The following is a 17,500-nucleotide window of genomic DNA, read 5'->3' as shown; positions in this document are numbered from 1 at the left end:
TGCCGGAACCTACCGTGTGGGCCACGGCACGGAAACCGGGAGCGCGGCACGCCCGAAACCTCGGGATACCACAATGTGAGACATGCAGTCTCCCGCCGTCACCGTCGCGATCACCCGCCGCGCCGATCCCACCCGCAACGCCGAGATGATCGCCTGGGTCAACGCGGGCACCACGCTGGCCGAGGACTTCCCCGGCTTCCTGGGCACCGGCTGGGTGCGGCCCGACCAGCGCTCGCACGAGTGGCACATGCTCTACCGGTTCGCCGACGAGGAGTCGCTGCGCAACTGGGAGGAGTCGCCGCAGCGGCGCTGGTGGCTGTCGTCGGCCGAAGGCTTCGTCGAGCACACCCGCACGGAACGGCGTACGGGAATCGAGGGTTGGTTCGATCCCCCGAAGGGCCAGGAGATAAGTGATTCCGCGCCGAAGCCGCCGCCGCGCTGGAAGCAGGCCGTGACGATCTGGCTGGGCTTCTTCCCGGTGAGTCTGCTGGCCGCGGTGACCCTCAACCACCTGCTGGTCGACCTCAACGTGGTGCTGCGCACGCTGATCAGCACGCTGTGCCTGACCCCGGTCATGACCTATCTGGTGCTGCCGCAGGTGACACGGCTGCTCCAGCCCTGGCTAAGGCGCTGAGTCGGCGTCCGCCGGGCCTTCGAGGCCGGCCTTCTCGTCGCGCTCGGCCCAGGCGAGCAGCGGTTCCAGCGAGTGGTGCTTGTCGTCGATCGTGGCGTGCAGATCGCCCAGCTCGGCGAAGCGGGCCGGGACGGTCCGGATCGTGAAGTCGCGCGGGTCGGCCTCGGGGATCTCGTCCCACGTGACGGGGGTCGAGACCGTGGCCGTGGGCACGCCGCGCACCGAGTAGGCACTGGCGATCGTGTGGTCGCGGGCGTTCTGGTTGTAGTCGACGAACAGCTTGGACGGGTCGCGATCCTTGCGCCACCACGTGGTCGTCACGTCGTCGGGGGCCCGGCGTTCGACCTCGCGGGCGAAGGCGAGCGCGGCCCGCCGCACGTCACCGAAGCCCCAGTTCGGCTCGATGCGCACGTAGATGTGCAGGCCGCGACCGCCCGAGGTCTTCGGGTAGCCGGTGATGCCGAGGTCGTCGAGCACCGTGCGGGTGACCGCGGCCACTTGCCGGACCCGGTCGTACGAGCAGTCGGGCATCGGGTCGAGGTCGATGCGCCACTCGTCGGGCTTCTCGGTGTCGGCGCGGCGCGAGTTCCACGGGTGGAACTCGACGGTCGACATCTGCACGGCCCAGATGACGTCGGCCGGCTTGGTCACGCACAGCTCGTCGGCGTGCCGGTTGTAGCGCGGGAACTTCACCCGAACCGTCTCCAGCCAGGGCGGCGCGCCGTGCGGCACCCGTTTCTGGTGCACTTTTTCGCCGGCCAGCCCGTCGGGGAAGCGGTGCAGCATGCACGGGCGCTCCCGCAGCGCCCGTACGATGCCGTCGCCGACCGCCAGGTAGTAATTGACCAGGTCGAGCTTGGTCAGCCCGAGCTCGGGGAAGTAGATCCGATCCGGGTTCGACACCCGCACGGTGAGGTCGCCCGCCGCGACCTCGGTGGCCGGGCTCTTGCTCGAAGAGGCCATGCGATCAAACTATCCGAGAACCGCGTCGTCGAGGTCGGCCAGCAACGTGTCGCCCGAGTCGAGCAGGTCGAGCAGCGGGCCGATGCGGGGCAGCTCGTGGGTGATGAAGTAGCGCGCGGCCAGGCGCTTGCCGTCGTAGAACGGGCCCTCCTTCTCCGCCGCCGCGTTGAGCTGCGACAGCCACAGCCAGGCGATCACCAGGTGGCCGGTGGCCTCGAGGTAGGCCGTCGAGTTGGCCAGCGCCGACGTCGGGTCGCCCGCGGCCCACAGCTTGCGGGTGGTGGCGGCCAGGCGGTCGCACAGGGCGATCACCGGCTGGCCCAGCTCGGCCGGGGCGGCCACGGCGGTGGTGACGATCCGGCCGATCAGCAGCTGCAGCCCGGCCCCGCCCCGCATGATCACCTTGCGGCCGAGCAGGTCGAGACCCTGGATGCCGTCGGTGCCCTCGTGAATCGAGTTGAGCCGGTTGTCGCGGTAGAACTGCTCGACCGGGTATTCGCGGGTGTAGCCGTAGCCGCCGTGGACCTGGATCGCGTGGTCGTTGGCCAGCCGGCACCACTGCGAGGGCCACGCCTTCACGATCGGCGTCAGCACGTCGAGCAGCAGGTCGTTCTCGTCGGAGGGCTCGTCCAGCAGCTTCGAGGCGTAGAGGATCAGGGCCAGACCCCCTTCCACGTACGCCTTCGACGCGAGCAGCATCCGGCGTACGTCAGGGTGGCGCACGATCGGCACGGCCGGCGCCGCCGGGTCCTTGTCGGCCACCGGGCGGCCCTGGGTGCGTTCCCGCGCGTAGTCGAGGGCGTGCAGGTAGCCCGTGTAGCCCAGCGCCACCGCGCCCGAGCCGACCCCGATCCGGGCCTCGTTCATCATGTGGAACATGTAGGCCAGGCCTTTGCCCTCCTCGCCCACGAGGTAGCCGGTGGCGTCGTCGAAGGAGAGCACGGCGTTGGTCGTGCCGCGGTAGCCCATCTTGTGGTTGAGCCCGGCCAGGGCCACGCCGTTGCGCTCGCCGACCGTGCCGTCGTCCTCGATGTGGTGCTTCGGCACGATGAACAGTGACAGCCCCTTCACCCCGGCCGGAGCGCCCGCGGCCCGGGCCAGGACGAGATGCACAATCGTCTCGGTGAGCTCGTGGTCGCCGCCCGAGATCCACATTTTCGAGCCGTTGATCCGATACGTCCCGTCGCCCACGGGCTCGGCCCGGGTCAGCACATCGGCCAGCGCCGAACCCGCCTGCGGCTCGGACAGGCACATGGTGCCGGTGAAACGGCCTTCCAGCATGGGCCGGACGAAGCGGTCGATCTGCGCGGGCGAGCCGTACCGCAGCAGCAGGCTCGCGTTGCCCGCCGTGAGCAGCGAGTACGACGAGGTGGCGAGGTTGGCCGCCTGGAACCAGACGAAACAGGCCCGGGCCACGACGTGCGGCAGCTGCAGCCCGCCGACCGACTCGTCCATCGTGGCGCTGAGCAGCCCGGTCTCGTTGAAGACCTTGAGCGCCGCGGCGACCTCGGGGATGACCGACACCCGGACGCCGTCGAACGTGGGCTCCTCGAGGTCGGAGCGCCGGTTGTGCGGGGCGAAGTCGCGCTCGGCGATCTGCGCCGAGACGTCGAGGAACGCGTCGAACGTGTCGCGCGAATGGTCGGCGAACCTCTCCCGGCCGGTGAGCGCCTCGACGTCGAGCCACTCGTACAGCAGGAAGTCGAGGTCGCGACGCGAAAGGATCTTGGACACTGCCGGCACCGCCGTTCTCGCGAAGGAGGGGTCAGGTCCCTAGTGTGCCCGTTCAGTCCGCCGCGCGGTGCCTCCCCACCCGCTGCTGCGGATAACCCTGGCGCGACCTCTTGACCGAGTACATGGCGTGATCGGCGGCTCGCAGCGCCTCGTCGGGATCGGTCGCCCCGGCCGCGAGGTGCTCGCCCACGCTGGCGCTGATCCGCACCTGGTGGCCGCCGATGAGGAAGGGCCGTTCCAGGGCGTACCGGATGCGGTCGCTCATGGCCGCCGTGTCGTCCGGCGCCATCACGCCGGGCATCAGGATGACGAACTCGTCGCCGCCGACCCGGGCCAGCACGTCGCGCTCGCGGACGCAGGCGCTGAGCCGCTCGGCCACCTGGCGCAGCAGCTCGTCGCCGGCCTCGTGCCCGTGGGCGTCGTTGACCGGCTTGAACCCGTCGAGGTCGACGAAGAGCACGGCCACCGGCTGCTCGCGCAGGGAGGCGCCGAGCGCGTCCTGCATGCGGCGGCGGTTGGGCAGGCCGGTCAGCGCGTCGTGCTGCGCCTCGTGGGCCAGCCGCTCCTGGAACGCGCGGTTCTCGGAGATGTCGCGCGCGTTGATGACCACACCGTGCAGCGACGGGTTGTGCATCTGGTTGGACGCGGTGAACTCGAACCACCGGTACTCGCCGGTGCCCGAGCGCACCAGGCACTGCAGGCGCAGCACGGCGTCGCGGCGCGAGAGCAGCACCCCGAACTGCTCGCGCATGTAGTCGCGGTGGTCGGCGTGCACGATGTCGAAGACGCTGCTGCCGACCAGCCGGCCCTCGGCGAACCCGAGCACGGCGGTCGCGCTGGGGCTCGAGTATTCGATCCGGCCGTCGGCATCGAGCACCGAGACCAGGTCGGGGGCGTGCTGGAAGAGGGCCTGGAACCGCTCGTCGGCCCGGCGGCGCTGGATCTGCGTGCGGTAACCGAGGACACCCATCGCGAGCACGCCGATCAGCAGCATCGCGCCCAGCGTCATGTTGAGGGTCTGGCTCTTGGTGTGCACCGCGCCGTCGAACGACTTCTTGGTCTGGATGCGCGCGTACGACCATCCGCCGGGCAGGCCGCGCACGACGATCGCGATCATCTCGGTGCCGGCGAGCGTGGAGTACTCCACGAACTCCTCGTCGGTGGAGGTCACCGCCCGCCGTACGGCCGGGTCGACCTGGGTCCCGAGCAGCTTCGCCTGGCTGGTGGCGGCGATCGTGCCGGTGCTGTCGGCCACCGCGGTCAGGTGCACGTCCGAGCTCAGCGTCACGGTGTACTGCTGCAGCGCGGTGGTGGCGACGTTGTTGAGGCCGATCAGCACCGCGACCGGGTTGCCGGCCACCAGCACGGGCACGCCGACGGCCTCCAGGTACGTGCCGTCGACGCCCATGATCGAGGAGAAGCCGGCCTTCTGCCCCGACTTGAGCGTGGCGAACAGCGGCTGCCAGCCGGTGTTGTCCGCGGCGGGCAGTCCCGAGGCGCGCGAACTGGTGAGCACCTTGCCGTTCAGGTCGGTCAGCAGGGCCCCGTACGAGAAAGTGCTGCTCTTGGCGGCGAAGGCGATCAGCGCGGCCCGGTCGGCGGCGTTGCCGGACCCCAGGTTCAGAGGGTTCTCCGCGAGGAACTCACCCAGCTCACCCGCCGAGAGCATCTGCAACTGCCCGACGAGCGTCGCGTTGTTCACGGCGAGCGCCCGCGAGTCGGCCTTGTGCACGTCGTCGGCGGCCTGCAGGGCCGAGTGGTTGACCCAGAAACCGATTCCGCCCGCGGCGACCAGCAACACGACGCCGACCACCACGGCGATCCAGTTGCGCAGCCGCATGAATTCACCCCTCCTCGCCGGTTGAGATCGGCAGAAGGGGCCGGAACGTAAGAGAACTCAGCGTTCGATCAGCCAGGCGAAGCCCAAACCGGGCAGAAAGGCACGACCTTCCCGTACGACCAGAGGGCCGTCGCTGCTCAGCGCGGTCTCCAGCCAGCCGTAGTGCCCGATCGCGGCCGCCTCCACGGTCTGCGGCTGCTCGCTGAAGTTGGCCAGCCCCACGAACGTGCCGCTGCGCGGGTGCCGGCGCCGCCACGCGAACACGTGACCGTTGTCGACGACGACGATCCCGGTCTCGCCCCCGCCGCGCAGGGCGAGCAGGTCCTTGCGGGCGGCCACCAGCTCGCGCAGCCCGGTGAAGACCTGACCCTCGAGCGTCGCCGGGTCGTGCCGCCGGGCCGCGGCCGCCCAGTCCATGTGCGGGCGGTGCATCCAGCGGTTGTCGTCCCGCAGCGCCTCGTCGTGCCGGTAGGAGTCGTCGTTGCGCAGGCCGAGCTCGTCACCCATGTAGATCAGCGGAATGCCGCCGTACGCGAAGGCCACCGCGTGCAGCAGAAGCAGCCTCCGCACACCCAGGGGCCAGCTCGCCGGGTCCTCCGTGATCCCGCACAACGAAGCCGCCGAGCCCGAGATCCGCGCGTCCCCCGTGTCCGGATTCTCCTGGAAGAGAGCTCCCCGGGCGTACGAGGACGGGAACGTGCCGGAGAAGAACGCGTTGAGGAAATTGCGGTGGTTCCACCAGTCCCAGCCCACCGCCGACGCGTCCTCGGCACTGATCGCCCAGCCGATGTCGTCGTGCCCGCGCACATAGCTGACCCAGGTCGCCTCGGCCGGGATGGGCTTCATCCGGGCCAGCGACTGGGTCATCAGCCGCGCGTCCTTGGTGGCCAGGCTGCTCCAGAGCATGACCATCAGCTGGTTGTGATAGGCCAGCTCGCACTCGGGCCGGTAGCGGTCGTGCCCGCCGAGGTAGGGCACCAGGTCGTCCGGGGCCACGATCGCCTCGGCCTTGAAGATCACGCCGGGCGCGGCCAGCCGGGTCAGCGCGCGCAGCGCCTGCACGATCCGGTGCACCTCGGGCTGGTTGAGGCAGGTCGTGCCGAGCCGCTTCCACAGGAACGGGACGGCGTCCAGGCGGAAGACGTCGACACCCCGGTTGGCCAGCCACAGGATCGTCTCCAGCATGGCCCGGAAGACGTTCGGGCTGGCCCAGTTGAGGTCCCACTGGTAGCTCCAGAACGTCGTCCACACCCACTTGCCGTCGAAGAGCGTGAAGCTGCCCGGAGCGCGGTCGGGAAAGACCGGCACGATCGTCCGCTCGTACGCGTCGGGCATCTCACGGTCGGGGAAGGACATGTAGAAGTCCCCGTACGCCGGGTCGCCCGCCCGCCACGCCTCGGCCCACGGGTGTTCCTGGGCCGTGTGGTTGAGCACGAGGTCGACGCAGAGGCTCATGTTCCGCTCGTGCAACCGGCCCGCCAGCGCGCTCAGGTCGTCCATCGTGCCCAGCCGGGGGTCGATCGCGCGGTAGTCGGCCACCGCGTACCCGCCGTCGTTCTCCCCCGCCCGGGGCTGCAGCAGCGGCATCAGGTGGAGATAGGTAACGCCCAGCTCGTCCAGATAGTCAAGATGGTCCGGGTTTTCGGCCACCGCACGAAGCGACCCGGCGAACCGATCGGCGTAACAGACGTACCCGACCTGCCGCGCCCGCTGATACCAGCGCGGATCGATCTCCCGCCGCCGATCCAGCTCACGCAGCTCCGGCGGGCGCTCGGCGATCGCGTCCAGAGCCGTCCTCACCAGGTCGTTCAGCGGCACCGTGCCGTAGACGACCTCCAACGGCTCGTAGATGTCGAGCAGCTGCGTCTCGAATCGGGCAAGAAAGGCAAGTGCCTCCGAACGACCCAGCCGTTCGGTGGCGTCGGCGGTCAAAGATGGAAGCAGGGCCTCGAACGCGCTTGCGGCCCGGGAGCGAACGGAAGATCCTGCCATCGGGTCAACGTAACCCCGTGTGGCGCTGGGGTCACGCATATCGACGGCTGCGACAAGAGCGGGGGCGCGAATGCGCAAACTGTTGGTTGCCGCTCCCCTGATACCGGCCCAGCGGCGCGTGCGCGAAGTCGTCGCCGCCCCGACCGTCGTGGGCAGCCGCCGCGTCGTCCGCTGCGGTCTCAGCGTGACCGGCGTCGGCTTGTGCGCCGTCTTCTACTGCCTCACCTACACGCCGTCCCTGCTGCCGAGGCCCTGGTTTCTGCAAGGCGTCGTCGCGGGCCTGACCGCCTCCTTCGGGTACGCCGGGGGAACGGCCATCGGGGCGGTGGTGCGCCTGAGATGGTGGCCGTCGCGCCGGGTCGAACGCATCGCCTGGCGCGTGCTCCTGATCCTGGTGCCCCCGCTGATCCTGCTCTTCCTCTGGCTCGGCACCCGCTGGCAGCGCGAACTGCGGCTGCGCCTGGGCATGCCGCCCCAGCAGGAGTACGACCTGATGCGTACGGTCGGCATCAGCATCCTGACCTTCGGCGCGCTGCTGCTGCTGGCCCGCTGCCTGCGCCTGGCCGCGCACGGCTTCGCCCGCCTCTTCGGACGGCTGGTGCCCGAATCGGCGGCCTACTGTGCCGGGTTCGTCGTGGTGACCGTGCTCAGCTGGTCCGCGTTCGACGGCCTGCTGCTGAGCAACCTCGTCACCAGCGCCGACCGCTCCGCCGCGATCACCGACAGCGGCACCGGCGACGGCGTCGTGCGCCCGGCCTCCGCCCTGCGCTCGGGCAGTCTGGGCTCGCTGGTGACGTGGGACTCGCTGGGCCGCCAGGGCCGCAACTTCGTGACCAAGGCGCCCCCGGTCAGCGCGCTCACCGCGTTCTCCGGCCGGCCCGCGCTCGACCCCATCCGCATCTACGCCGGGCTCTCGTCGGCCGACACCGCGCAGGATCGCGCGGCGCTGGTGGTGCGGGAGATGGACCGTACGGGAGCCTGGAACCGCGACGTGATCGCCGTGTTCACCCCCACCGGCACCGGCTGGGTCGACAACGACGTGCCGAGCTCGCTCGAATACATGTACACCGGCGACACCGCTCTGGTGTCGATGCAGTACAGCTACCTGCCGAGCTGGATCTCGTTCGCGGTCGACCGCACCAAAGTCGTCGACGCCGCCTCGGCCCTGATCACCGCCGTCCGCGAACGCTGGACCCGGATGCCGGCCCACGACCGCCCCAAGCTGCTGATCTTCGGGGAGAGCCTGGGCACGTACGGCACCGAGAAGACCTTCGGCACGGCGGCCGCGATGGTCGAGGGCGCCGACGGGATCCTCCTCGAAGGCCCGATGTTCGCCAACCCCGTGCACCGCGAACTGACCGCGGGCCGCGCCCCCGGATCGCCGGTGTGGGACCCGTCGTACCCTGGCCTGCCCGTCGAGTTCTCCTCGGAGTCACACGAACTGCGCGACCTGACCGGACCGCCCCGCAAGGTCGTCTACATGCAGAACTCGTCGGACCCGGTCGTGTGGTGGAGCCCCAGCCTGCTCTGGCACAAACCGGAGTGGCTGCGGGGCACACGCGGCCCCGACGTCACCCCGGACATGCACTGGTATCCGGTGATCACGTTCTGGCAGACGACAGTGGATCTGCTCTTCGCCAACAAGGCCCCGATCGGTCACGGCCACGTCTACAAGTCGGGCGCCGTCGACGGGTGGGCCGCGCTGGCCCCGCCCCCGGGCTGGACGGTCGCCGACACCGTGCGCCTACGCACCCTGCTCGACACCTGAACAAGGCCCGTCGCAGCAGATGTCCTCGTCCTCGGCCGCCGGCAGCGCGCTTCATCCGTCGACGCACTGGTGCGGCGGTGTCATCGTGGGCGGGTGATGGATGAGGCGCGCGCGGAGCTGGCGCGGATGCGGGAAGCACCGGAGGCGTGGGCGGAGCTGCGCAACGACACCGTGAGGCGGGCGAAGGTGTTGTGGGCCCTGCAGTACGACCGCCGCCCGGAGGATCTGGCCCTGCTGCGGTCGCTGGTCGAGCAGGAAGCCGCGTGCTGCCGCGAGTCGCCCGGGCGAGGGCTGGGCGAGGAGGCCGAGCTGGCCGGTTTCCTGCTGGCCGAGCACCGGCGGGTCGAGGACGTCTGGCGGCACTGGGCGATCAAGCAGTCCAACTTCGACGCCGGCTGCGCCTACGACGTCCAATACCTGTTCGCGGCGGGGGTCGAGACAACCCTCGCCTTCGTACGGGCGGACACCCACCCGCAGCGCGACGCCCTGCTCGAGCGTCTCACCGAGGAGGCTCTCACCGACGAGGACGTGGCCGAGTGGGCCCGGGTCAAGGGCCTCAACTTCCCCGCCGACCCGGCCCACGAGGAGCCCCTGACCTGGGTCGACCGCGCCCTGTCGAGCGGCGACCGGCAGGTGGCGGGCGAGCTGTTGCGGCAGTGGGCGGCGGGCCCGGAGCGCGACGAGGAGACGCTCAGGTATTACCGCGGAGCGGGCCTCTAGGCGGTCGTGCCGCGCACCCAGGGCAGGGCCACACGCTCGATGGCGACGATCGCGTAGTAGAGGATGATGCTGACCACGGCCATCAGGGTCAGGGCGGCGAACGCGGTGGCGGTGTCACCCTGGCCCGCGGTCTGCACGATGATCGTGCCGAGGCCTTCGTCGACGCCGCCGGACTGCATCTCGCCCACGGCGACGCCGATGACGGCCAGGGGCATGGCCAGCTTGAGGCCCACGAAGATCTGGGGCAGGGCGGCCGGGACCCGTACGCGCAGGAAGGTCTGCACCCGGGTGGCGTCCAGCGACTTGGCCAGCTCCACCAGGTCGGAGGGGGTGCTGGTGAGGCCGGTGGCGGTGGACAGCACGATCGGGAAGAAGCAGAGCAGGAACGCCATCGCCAGCACCGGCGTGGTGCCGAAACCGAACCACGCGATCATCAGCGGGGCCACCGCGACCTTGGGCACGGCGTTGAGGGCGACCAGCAGCGGGCCGAACGCGCGCTCGAACGGCTTCCAGGCAGCGAGGGCGGTGCCCAGCGCGACGCCGATGGCGATCGACAACGCGAAACCGATCAGCGTGACCCGTACGGTGTCCCATGTGGTGCTGAGCAGCAGCTGGGTGTAAGTGCCGAAGCTCTCGGCCACCGCGACCGGCGACGGCAGGATGATCGTCTGGATGTCGAAGACCTCGACGACCGCCCACCAGGCCGCGATGGTCACGACGATCCCCAGAACCGGCCAGCCCACCGCCGAGAGCGAGATCCGCCGCGCCGGGCGGGTGGGACGGGCCACTGCGGCCTCCGACGGGGGCGTCAGGGTGTCGTGCACCGGTGCTCCTCGAAACGGGCGGGGGCACGCCGTGGCCGGCGCACCCCCGTCACACTAGAGAACGATCAGGCCTTGGGGGTCAGATCGAAGTTGATGACCTGCTCGGGCTTGAGGCCCGGGTCGATCTGGCCGGAGCCCTGCAGGATGGCGATGGAGCGGGCGACCCGCTCGGCGTCGAGCGCGCCGACCGGGATGCCGGCCGCGGCCGACTTGACGTACGGACCCATCAGGGTGAGCTCGGCGGCGACACCGTCCGGCTTGGCCGTCTGCACGTACTTCTGCGTGATCGTGCCGGCCTCGTTGGGGTTGGTGATGGCGTCGTTGAGACCCTTGAGCAGCGCCTCGGTGAACTTCTTGACCTTCTCCGGGTTGTCCTGCGCGTACTTCGACGACGTGATCAGCACGTTGCCGTACAGGTCCTGGAGGACGTCGCTGTAGGGCAGCACCACGGCCTTCTTGCCCTTGGCCACGGTCTCGACGGTGGGCTTGCCCACCACGAACTGGCCGATGCCCTGCACGCGGCCCGACGCGAGCGTGCCGATCAGCGTCTGGGCCTCGCCGTTGACGAACTTGACCTTCTTGTCGTCCACGTTGGCCAGCTTGGCGTACGTCGGGAACAGGGTCTTGACCACCGAGCCGGGCTGGTCGGCGATGGTCTTGCCCTCGAGGTCCTTCGGCGTGTTGATGCCGTTGCCGTCGAGCGCGATGATCGCCGCCATGGTGCGCTGCTGAATGGCGCTCACCGCGGTGAACCCGGTGACTTTGTCCTTGCCACCGGCCGCGATCAGGCCGCCGGTGAGGTCGATCGGCGTGAACTGGGCCTGGCCGGCCACGATCGACTGGATGTTCTTGCCGGAGCCCTGGCCCGGGTTGATCGTGACGTCGAAGCCGGCGTCCTTGAAGTAGCCCTTCTCCAGGGCGACGTACGCGTAGGAGTCGCGGCCGAACGTGCCGAACGAGGTCAGGTAAGTGATCTTCTCGAGCGAGGCGCCGCTGCCACCGTCGCCGTCAGCCGAGTCGTCGCTGCACCCGGCGGCCGCGCTCATGGTGAGGGCGAGCGCGCCGGCGACAACGGAACGAACGAGGGTCCTTCTGTGCACCGTGATCCTTCCAGCAGGGCATCGAGGCAAAAGGCGCGCCGAGGCCTAAGGGGTCGAACGTGGGACAGGGGTGCCCCGACCGGGGATCGTAGGGCAAACTGGCACATGCATCGATGACAAGTTCGTCTCAAACGCCGAAGTAGACGTATCTCTCACGATGGATCATGATGAGCCGCTATGCGTCCTAACAGCGTCTATTGGGGTCGATGATGCGCGTCTGTCTGTTCATCGAGCCCCATCGGGGTGCCTCTTATGACACCCAGTTGAGGTTCGCCCGACAGGCTGAGGACGCGGGTTACGAGGGACTTCTCCGCGCCGATCACTATCGGGCACTGACCCCTGACCCTGGGCTACCGGGGCCGACCGACGCCTGGATCACGCTGGCCGGCCTCGCGCGCGAGACGAAAACGCTGCGCCTGGGCACGATGGTGAATTCGGCCACATTCCGCCTGCCGGGACCGCTGTCGATCATCGTGGCGCAGGTCGATCAGATGAGCGGCGGCCGTGTCGAGCTGGGCATGGGCGCGGGTTGGGTGGAGCGCGAGCACACCGCGTACGGGATTCCGTTCCCCCCGGTGGGTGAGCGCTTCGACCGGCTCGAGGAGCAGTTGGAGATCCTCACCGGACTGTGGGGCACGGCCGAGGGCGAGACGTACTCGTACGAGGGCAAGCATTATCAGCTGGTGGACGCGCACGCCTTGCCGCTGCCGGTCCAGCGGCCGCACCCGCCCATCATCGTCGGGGGCAAGGGCCCCCGCCGCACGCCGGAGCTGGCGGCCCGGTTCGCCGACGAGTTCAACATGCCGTTCAAGACGGTCGCCGAGACCGCGGCCGCGTTCGACCGGGTGCGCCGGGCGGCCGCCCGGATCGGTCGCGAGCAGCCGCTGACCCTGTCGGCCGGCATCGTCGTGGCGATCGGCCGCAGCGACGCCGAGGCCCAGCGCCGGGCCGCTCCCCTGCACGTCAAGAGCGTGCTGCCGCCGGAGGACCCGGTAGTGGGCTCGCCCGACCGGCTGGTGCAACGGATCGGCGAGATGCGCGAGATCGGCGCCACCCGCGTGCACCTGCGCATCATCGAGATGGGCGACCTCGACCACGTCGACCTGATCGCGAGCGACGTGCTGCCTCAGCTGTCCAAGTAGGCGAGAACCGCCAGCACCCGGCGGTTGTCGTCCTCCGAGACCGGCAGCCCGAGCTTGGTGAAGATGTTGTTGATGTGCTTGCTCACGGCCTTCTCGGTGACGAACAGCTTGGCCGCGATGGCCGCGTTGGACCGCCCCGACGCCATCTCGCCCAGCACTTCCCGCTCGCGCGCGGTGAGCACGTCCAGCGGCCGCGAACGGTCGAGCAGGCGGGCCACGACCTCGGGGTCCATCACCGTGCCACCGCCGGCCACCTGCCGCACCGCGTCGACGAACTGGGTCACGTCGGACACCCTGTCCTTGAGCAGGTAGCCCACGCCGCCACGGCGGTCGGAGAGGAGCTCGCGCGCGTAGAGCGGCTCGACGTGCTGCGAGAGCACGAGGATGGGCAGACCCGGGACCTCCCGGCGGACGGCGATCGCGGCCTGCAGGCCCTCGTCGGTGAACGTGGGCGGCAGGCGCACGTCGAGCACGGCCACGTCGGGCTTGCACTCCAGCAGCGTGGGCAGCACGTCGGGCCCGCGGTCGACCACCGAGACGACCTCGAAGTCGAACGCCTCCAGGATCCGGGTCAGTCCGTCCCGGAGGAGAGCATGGTCCTCGGCGATGACGACGCGCACGGCAGCTCCATGGTCACGATGGTCGGCCCACCCGGCGGGCTGGACAGGGTCATCGTGCCATCGAAGGCGGCCAGGCGTCGCTCCATTCCCGCCAGCCCGGTGCCCCGGGTCATGTCGGCGCCGCCCCGTCCGTCGTCGCCGACCTCCAGGCGCAGCAGGTCACCGGAGCGGTGCATGCTCACGTAGGCGAAGGTGGCGGCGCTGTGCCGCTGCACGTTGGCCAGGGCCTCGGCAACCGCGAAATACGCCGCCGACTCGACCGGCGTCTCCAGCCGGCCTGGGACGTCGGAGTCCACAGTGGTCGGTATGCGCGACGTCAGCGCGAGCGCCCGCACCGCCCCGTCGAGGCCGCGCTCGGCCAGCACCGGCGGGTGAATCCCCCGTACGAGGTGACGCAGCTCGACCAGTGCCGTGGAGCTGTTCTCGCGCGCCTCAGCCAGCAGTTTGCGGGCCGTCTCGGGGTCGCGCTCGACCAGCTCCTCGGCCAGGCCGATCGTCATGCCCAGCGAGACCAGCCGGGCCTGGGCGCCGTCGTGCAGATCGCGCTCGATCCGGCGCAGCTCGGCGGCCTGCGCGTCGACCGTGTCGGCCCGGGTGACGGTGAGCTGGGTGACCCGCAGCCGCAGCTCGGCCGCGCGGGTCGGGGCCAGGAACAGCTTGGCCCACAGGCCCTCGAAGCGGCGCAGGTGGGGCGCGACGACCAGGCCGAGAGCGAGAAACACCAGGCCCTGCGGGAGCGAGAGGAAACCCTCGGCGATGTTCTGGATGGGCCAGTTCACGCCGTAGCCGGACCAGCCCTCGCCCAGATAGATCCAGAGCGGGAGCAGGGTGATCCCCTCGACGCCGTACGCGGGCAGGGCGAGCGTGAGAACGCCGAGAACGAGCCCGCCGACCGCGCCGGGCAGCAGCCAGGCGACGTCGCGCCACGTGGCCGGGTCAGTGATCACCCAGTGGTAGCGCTGCCAGCCGATCAGCCCCACCCCGGCCGGCTTGGGCCGATAGGGGCGGGTGATGCTCACGCCGTGCCAGGCCGCCGTCCGGCGGGCCAGATCGGCTTTGGCCCGGATCAGGACGGTGACCGCGGGCAGCGCCACCAGGCCGATCCCGAGCACCGGGGTGAGCACCAGGGAGACCACGAAAAGCACGAAGAGCGGGATGTTCAGGACCGCGAGCACGATCGAGAGCAACCCGGCCGCCACCGCTCGCAGCCCGTCACGTATCCAGTCTCTTGTCTCCACGCTTCTCATCCTGACCGACGCGGGCGTTCAGTTCAGTAGTGCTAGCCCTACCAAGCCTTGGGGGCCTCGCACTCCTGACCCGCCGGGGGTCCGCACGGTGTGCTTGACGGCATGACGACGATGGCAGAGCGGCCGCGCACGACGGCCGGAAGCGACTTCGCGGAACTGGGCCGGCGGATCAACGCGGCGGGTCTGCTGCGCCGGCGGCCCGGGTATTACGCCCTGCGGCTCGGCCTGGTCGCGGGCGCGCTGATCGGCGGCTGGGCCCTGTTCTTCGCGATCGGCGCCTCGTGGTGGACGCTGCTGGTGGCGGTGTTCCTGGCCGTGGTGTTCGCGCAGACCGCGCTGGTCGCCCACGACCTCGCCCATCGGCAGGTGTTCCGCACCAACAAGCCGAGCCGGCGGGCCGGGCTGATCGCGGGCAACCTGGCGATCGGCATGTCGTACGGCTACTGGATGGACAAGCACACCAAGCACCACGCCAACCCGAACCACGACGATCTGGACCCCGATGTCGGGCCGGGTGTGCTGGTCTGGTCGCGCGAGGCGGCCCGGGGCAAGGGCTTCCTCACGCGCTATCAGGCGTACTTCTTCTTCCCGCTGCTCACCCTGCTCGGCCTCTCGCTCAAGCGGGACAGCCTGCGCTGGATCAACGAGCAGAAGAACCCGCTGGAGGCCGCGCTGATCGGCCTGCACCTGATCGGCTACGCGGCCGCCCTGATCACCGTGCTCAGCCCGCTGCAGGCGCTGGCGTTCTTCGTCGTGCACCAGGCCGTCTTCGGGGTCTACCTCGGGATGACCTTCGCGCCCAACCACAAGGGCATGCCGCACCCCGACGGCACCGAGGACTTCCTGCGCAAGCAGGTGCTGACCTCGCGCAACGTGCACGGCGGGCGGCTCGTCGACGCGGCCCTGGGCGGGCTCAACTACCAGATCGAGCACCACCTGTTCCCGGCCATGCCGACCCCGAACCTGCCCAAGGCGCAGCCGATCGTGCAGCAGTACTGCGCGGAGATCGGCGTCCCGTACGAGGTGACCAGCCTGACCGATTCGTACCGGCAGGCCCTGGTTCACCTGCACGACGTGGGGGCCGACCTCCGCGCTGCTTCTTAACGGGGGATGTTGCGCAGGTTCGTGCGCGCCAGGTGCAGCATCTGACCCACGCCGCCGGACAGCACCGACCGTCCGGCTGCGAGCGCGAACCCGGCCGCCTCCTCCTTGGTGATGTGCGGCGGGATCTCCAGCGCGTCCGGGTCGGTGACCACGTCGAGCAGAGCCGGGCCGTCGTGGTCGAGCACGTCCCGCAGGGCGGCCCGCACCTCGGCGGGCTTCTCCACCCGTACGGCATGCAGCCCGGCCGCTCGGGCGATGGCCGCGAAGTCGACGTGCTCGTGGTCGGTCTCGAACGGCGGGTCGCCCGCCACCAGCATCTCGAGGCGCACCATGCCGAGGCTGGAGTTGTTGAACACGACCACCTTGACCGGCAGGTTGTGCAGCTTGGCGGTGAGCAGCTCGCCCAGCAGCATGGCCAGTCCGCCGTCGCCGCTCATCGACACCACCTGCCGCCCCGGCTGGGCCTTCTGGGCGCCCAGGGCGTGCGGCAGCGCGTTGGCCATCGTGCCGTGCACGAACGAGCCCAGCACCCGGCGGTGCCCGTTCGGCGTGATGTAGCGGGCCGCCCAGCTCGTGCACATGCCGGTGTCGGCGGTGAAGATCGCGTCGTCGGCGGCCTCCTCGTCGAGCAGCGCGGCCACGTACTCGGGGTGGATCGGCACCAGATCCTCGACCTTTTTCGTGTACGCCCCCACGACCCGTTCGAGCTCGTCGACGTGCTTCTTGAGCATCTTGTTGAGAAACTTGTGGTCCTTGCGGCCGAGCTTGGGCAGGACCGCCCGCAGCGTGGCGCCGACGTCACCGGCCACGCCGAGGTCCAACGCCGTGCGCCGGCCCAGACGTGACGGGTCGAGGTCGATCTGGATCGTGTTCCTCTGGGGCAGGAACTGCCGGTACGGGAAGTCGGTGCCCAGCAGCAACAGCAGGTCGGCCTCGTGGGTGGCCTCGTAACAGGCGCCGTAGCCGAGCAGACCCGACATGCCCACGTCGTACGGGTTGTCGTACTGCAGCCCCTCCTTGCCGCGCAGCGAATGCCCGATCGGGGCGCCCAGCAGCTCGGCCAGTTCGAGCACCTCGGCCCGCGCCCCGGCCGCACCGATCCCCCCGAAGATCGCCACCGTGCCGGCCGCGTTGATCCGCTCGGCCAGTTCGTCGATCACCTCGGCGGGCGGCGGGCCCAGCACCGGCCCGGCCACCGCGCGCCCGGTCCCGGTATCGCCGGCCGCGTCCGCCTCGAGCACGTCACCCGGCACCACCAGCACCGCGGCGCCGCGCAGACCGACCGCCTGCTGGATGCCGATCCGGGCCATCCGCGGCATCTGGGCGGGCGCAGAGACCAGCTCGGTCCAATGGCTGGCCTGCTCGAACAGGCGTTTGGGATCGGTCTCCTGGAAGAAGCCGGTGCCGATCTCGCTCGACACGATGTGCGAGGCGATGGCCAGCACCGGGGCGGCCGAGCGGTGCGCGTCGAAGACCCCCTGGATCAGGTGGGTGTTGCCCGGCCCGCAACTGCCCGCGCAGACGGCCAGCTTGCCGGTGACCTGGGCCTCGGCCGCCGCCATGAACGCCGCCGACTCCTCGTTGTGCACGTGCACCCACTCGATGGCGTCGTTGCGGCGGATCGCGTCGGAGAGCGCGTTGAGGCTGTCCCCCACGATGCCGTAGATCCGCTGCACGCCCTCCTGCACCAGCACCTCGACCAACTGGTCGGCGACTGTCTTCGACTTCCCGAACACCCCGGCACCCCCTCGTCGTGCTCTCTTCGCACTCTGGCCGTGCGACCGTGCTGGGGGTACCCGAACGCGCGAAACG

14 protein-coding genes are annotated in these 17,500 nt (G+C 70.1%); 5 read left to right on the top strand and 9 right to left on the bottom strand.

Annotated elements, in window-relative coordinates; genetic code table 11:
* Positions 1–82 precede the first annotated feature (82 nt).
* Complete coding sequence (locus BKA14_RS38790) at positions 83–634, top strand: antibiotic biosynthesis monooxygenase (protein WP_184955697.1); 552 nt, start codon at positions 83–85, stop codon at positions 632–634.
* Here BKA14_RS38790 and ligD read toward each other — a convergent pair.
* From ligD to BKA14_RS38770, 4 genes are read right to left on the bottom strand one after another with little or no spacing between them, the layout of a single operon-like run.
* Entirely contained in the window at positions 623–1,597 is a 975-nt protein-coding gene (gene ligD, locus BKA14_RS38785; RefSeq protein WP_184955696.1) for a non-homologous end-joining DNA ligase, read from the bottom strand. The two genes, BKA14_RS38790 and ligD, sit on opposite strands and share 12 nt — an antisense overlap.
* Before the next feature lie 9 nt (positions 1,598–1,606).
* A complete protein-coding gene (locus tag BKA14_RS38780) occupies positions 1,607–3,340 on the bottom strand; it encodes an acyl-CoA dehydrogenase (protein ID WP_438861935.1) in 1,734 nt (577 codons plus the stop codon).
* Between the two features lie 43 nt (positions 3,341–3,383).
* The gene (locus BKA14_RS38775) at positions 3,384–5,171 is read right to left on the bottom strand and encodes a diguanylate cyclase domain-containing protein (protein WP_184955694.1); all 1,788 of its coding nucleotides are present in this window, start codon (positions 5,169–5,171) and stop codon (positions 3,384–3,386) included.
* Between the two features lie 57 nt (positions 5,172–5,228).
* Positions 5,229–7,103 carry an alpha-amylase family protein gene (locus BKA14_RS38770; RefSeq protein ID WP_203722207.1) on the bottom strand — a complete coding sequence of 625 codons (1,875 nt, stop codon included), beginning with the start codon at positions 7,101–7,103 and terminating at the stop codon, positions 5,229–5,231.
* Positions 7,104–7,233: 130 nt separating this feature from the next.
* Here BKA14_RS38770 and BKA14_RS38765 point away from each other — a divergent pair, with 130 nt between their 5' ends.
* Positions 7,234–8,931 carry an alpha/beta hydrolase gene (locus BKA14_RS38765; protein WP_184955692.1) on the top strand — a complete coding sequence of 566 codons (1,698 nt, stop codon included), beginning with the start codon at positions 7,234–7,236 and terminating at the stop codon, positions 8,929–8,931.
* Between the two features lie 93 nt (positions 8,932–9,024).
* A complete protein-coding gene (locus tag BKA14_RS38760; RefSeq protein ID WP_184955691.1) occupies positions 9,025–9,651 on the top strand; it encodes a hypothetical protein in 627 nt (208 codons plus the stop codon).
* Here BKA14_RS38760 and BKA14_RS38755 read toward each other — a convergent pair.
* On the bottom strand, positions 9,648–10,475 hold the full coding sequence (locus BKA14_RS38755) for an ABC transporter permease (RefSeq protein WP_184955690.1): 828 nt from the start codon (positions 10,473–10,475) through the stop codon (positions 9,648–9,650). The two genes, BKA14_RS38760 and BKA14_RS38755, sit on opposite strands and share 4 nt — an antisense overlap.
* Positions 10,476–10,540: 65 nt before the next feature.
* Entirely contained in the window at positions 10,541–11,521 is a 981-nt protein-coding gene (locus tag BKA14_RS38750; protein ID WP_184957209.1) for an ABC transporter substrate-binding protein, read from the bottom strand.
* A 263-nt stretch (positions 11,522–11,784) separates the two neighbouring features.
* Here BKA14_RS38750 and BKA14_RS38745 point away from each other — a divergent pair, with 263 nt between their 5' ends.
* Positions 11,785–12,717, top strand: a complete 933-nt coding sequence (locus BKA14_RS38745) for an LLM class F420-dependent oxidoreductase (protein ID WP_184957208.1) — start codon at positions 11,785–11,787, stop codon at positions 12,715–12,717.
* Here the strand turns inward: BKA14_RS38745 and BKA14_RS38740 are convergent.
* Together BKA14_RS38740 and BKA14_RS38735 are read right to left on the bottom strand one after the other, a co-directional pair.
* The gene (locus BKA14_RS38740; protein ID WP_184955689.1) at positions 12,702–13,337 is read right to left on the bottom strand and encodes a response regulator transcription factor; all 636 of its coding nucleotides are present in this window, start codon (positions 13,335–13,337) and stop codon (positions 12,702–12,704) included. The genes BKA14_RS38745 and BKA14_RS38740 overlap by 16 nt on opposite strands.
* Positions 13,289–14,584, bottom strand: coding sequence for a sensor histidine kinase (locus BKA14_RS38735; RefSeq protein WP_184955688.1), 1,296 nt, complete (start codon positions 14,582–14,584; stop codon positions 13,289–13,291). Before BKA14_RS38735 ends, BKA14_RS38740 begins: the two co-directional genes overlap by 49 nt.
* A gap of 102 nt (positions 14,585–14,686) precedes the next feature.
* On the opposite strand from BKA14_RS38735, the gene BKA14_RS38730 reads away from it, so the two are divergent.
* Entirely contained in the window at positions 14,687–15,688 is a 1,002-nt protein-coding gene (locus BKA14_RS38730; RefSeq protein ID WP_184955687.1) for a fatty acid desaturase family protein, read from the top strand.
* On the opposite strand, the gene BKA14_RS38725 is transcribed toward BKA14_RS38730, so the two are convergent.
* Positions 15,685–17,424 (bottom strand): pyruvate dehydrogenase, encoded by a 1,740-nt coding sequence (locus BKA14_RS38725; RefSeq protein ID WP_203722209.1) that lies wholly within the window; start codon positions 17,422–17,424, stop codon positions 15,685–15,687. The two genes, BKA14_RS38730 and BKA14_RS38725, sit on opposite strands and share 4 nt — an antisense overlap.
* Between the last annotated feature and the right edge of the window lie 76 nt (positions 17,425–17,500).

This window comes from Paractinoplanes abujensis, from assembly GCF_014204895.1.
Classification (GTDB): Bacteria; Actinomycetota; Actinomycetes; order Mycobacteriales; family Micromonosporaceae; genus Actinoplanes; species Actinoplanes abujensis.
The sequence above is the reverse complement of the archived record's forward strand: the minus strand, read 5'-3'. Positions and strand labels throughout refer to the sequence as shown.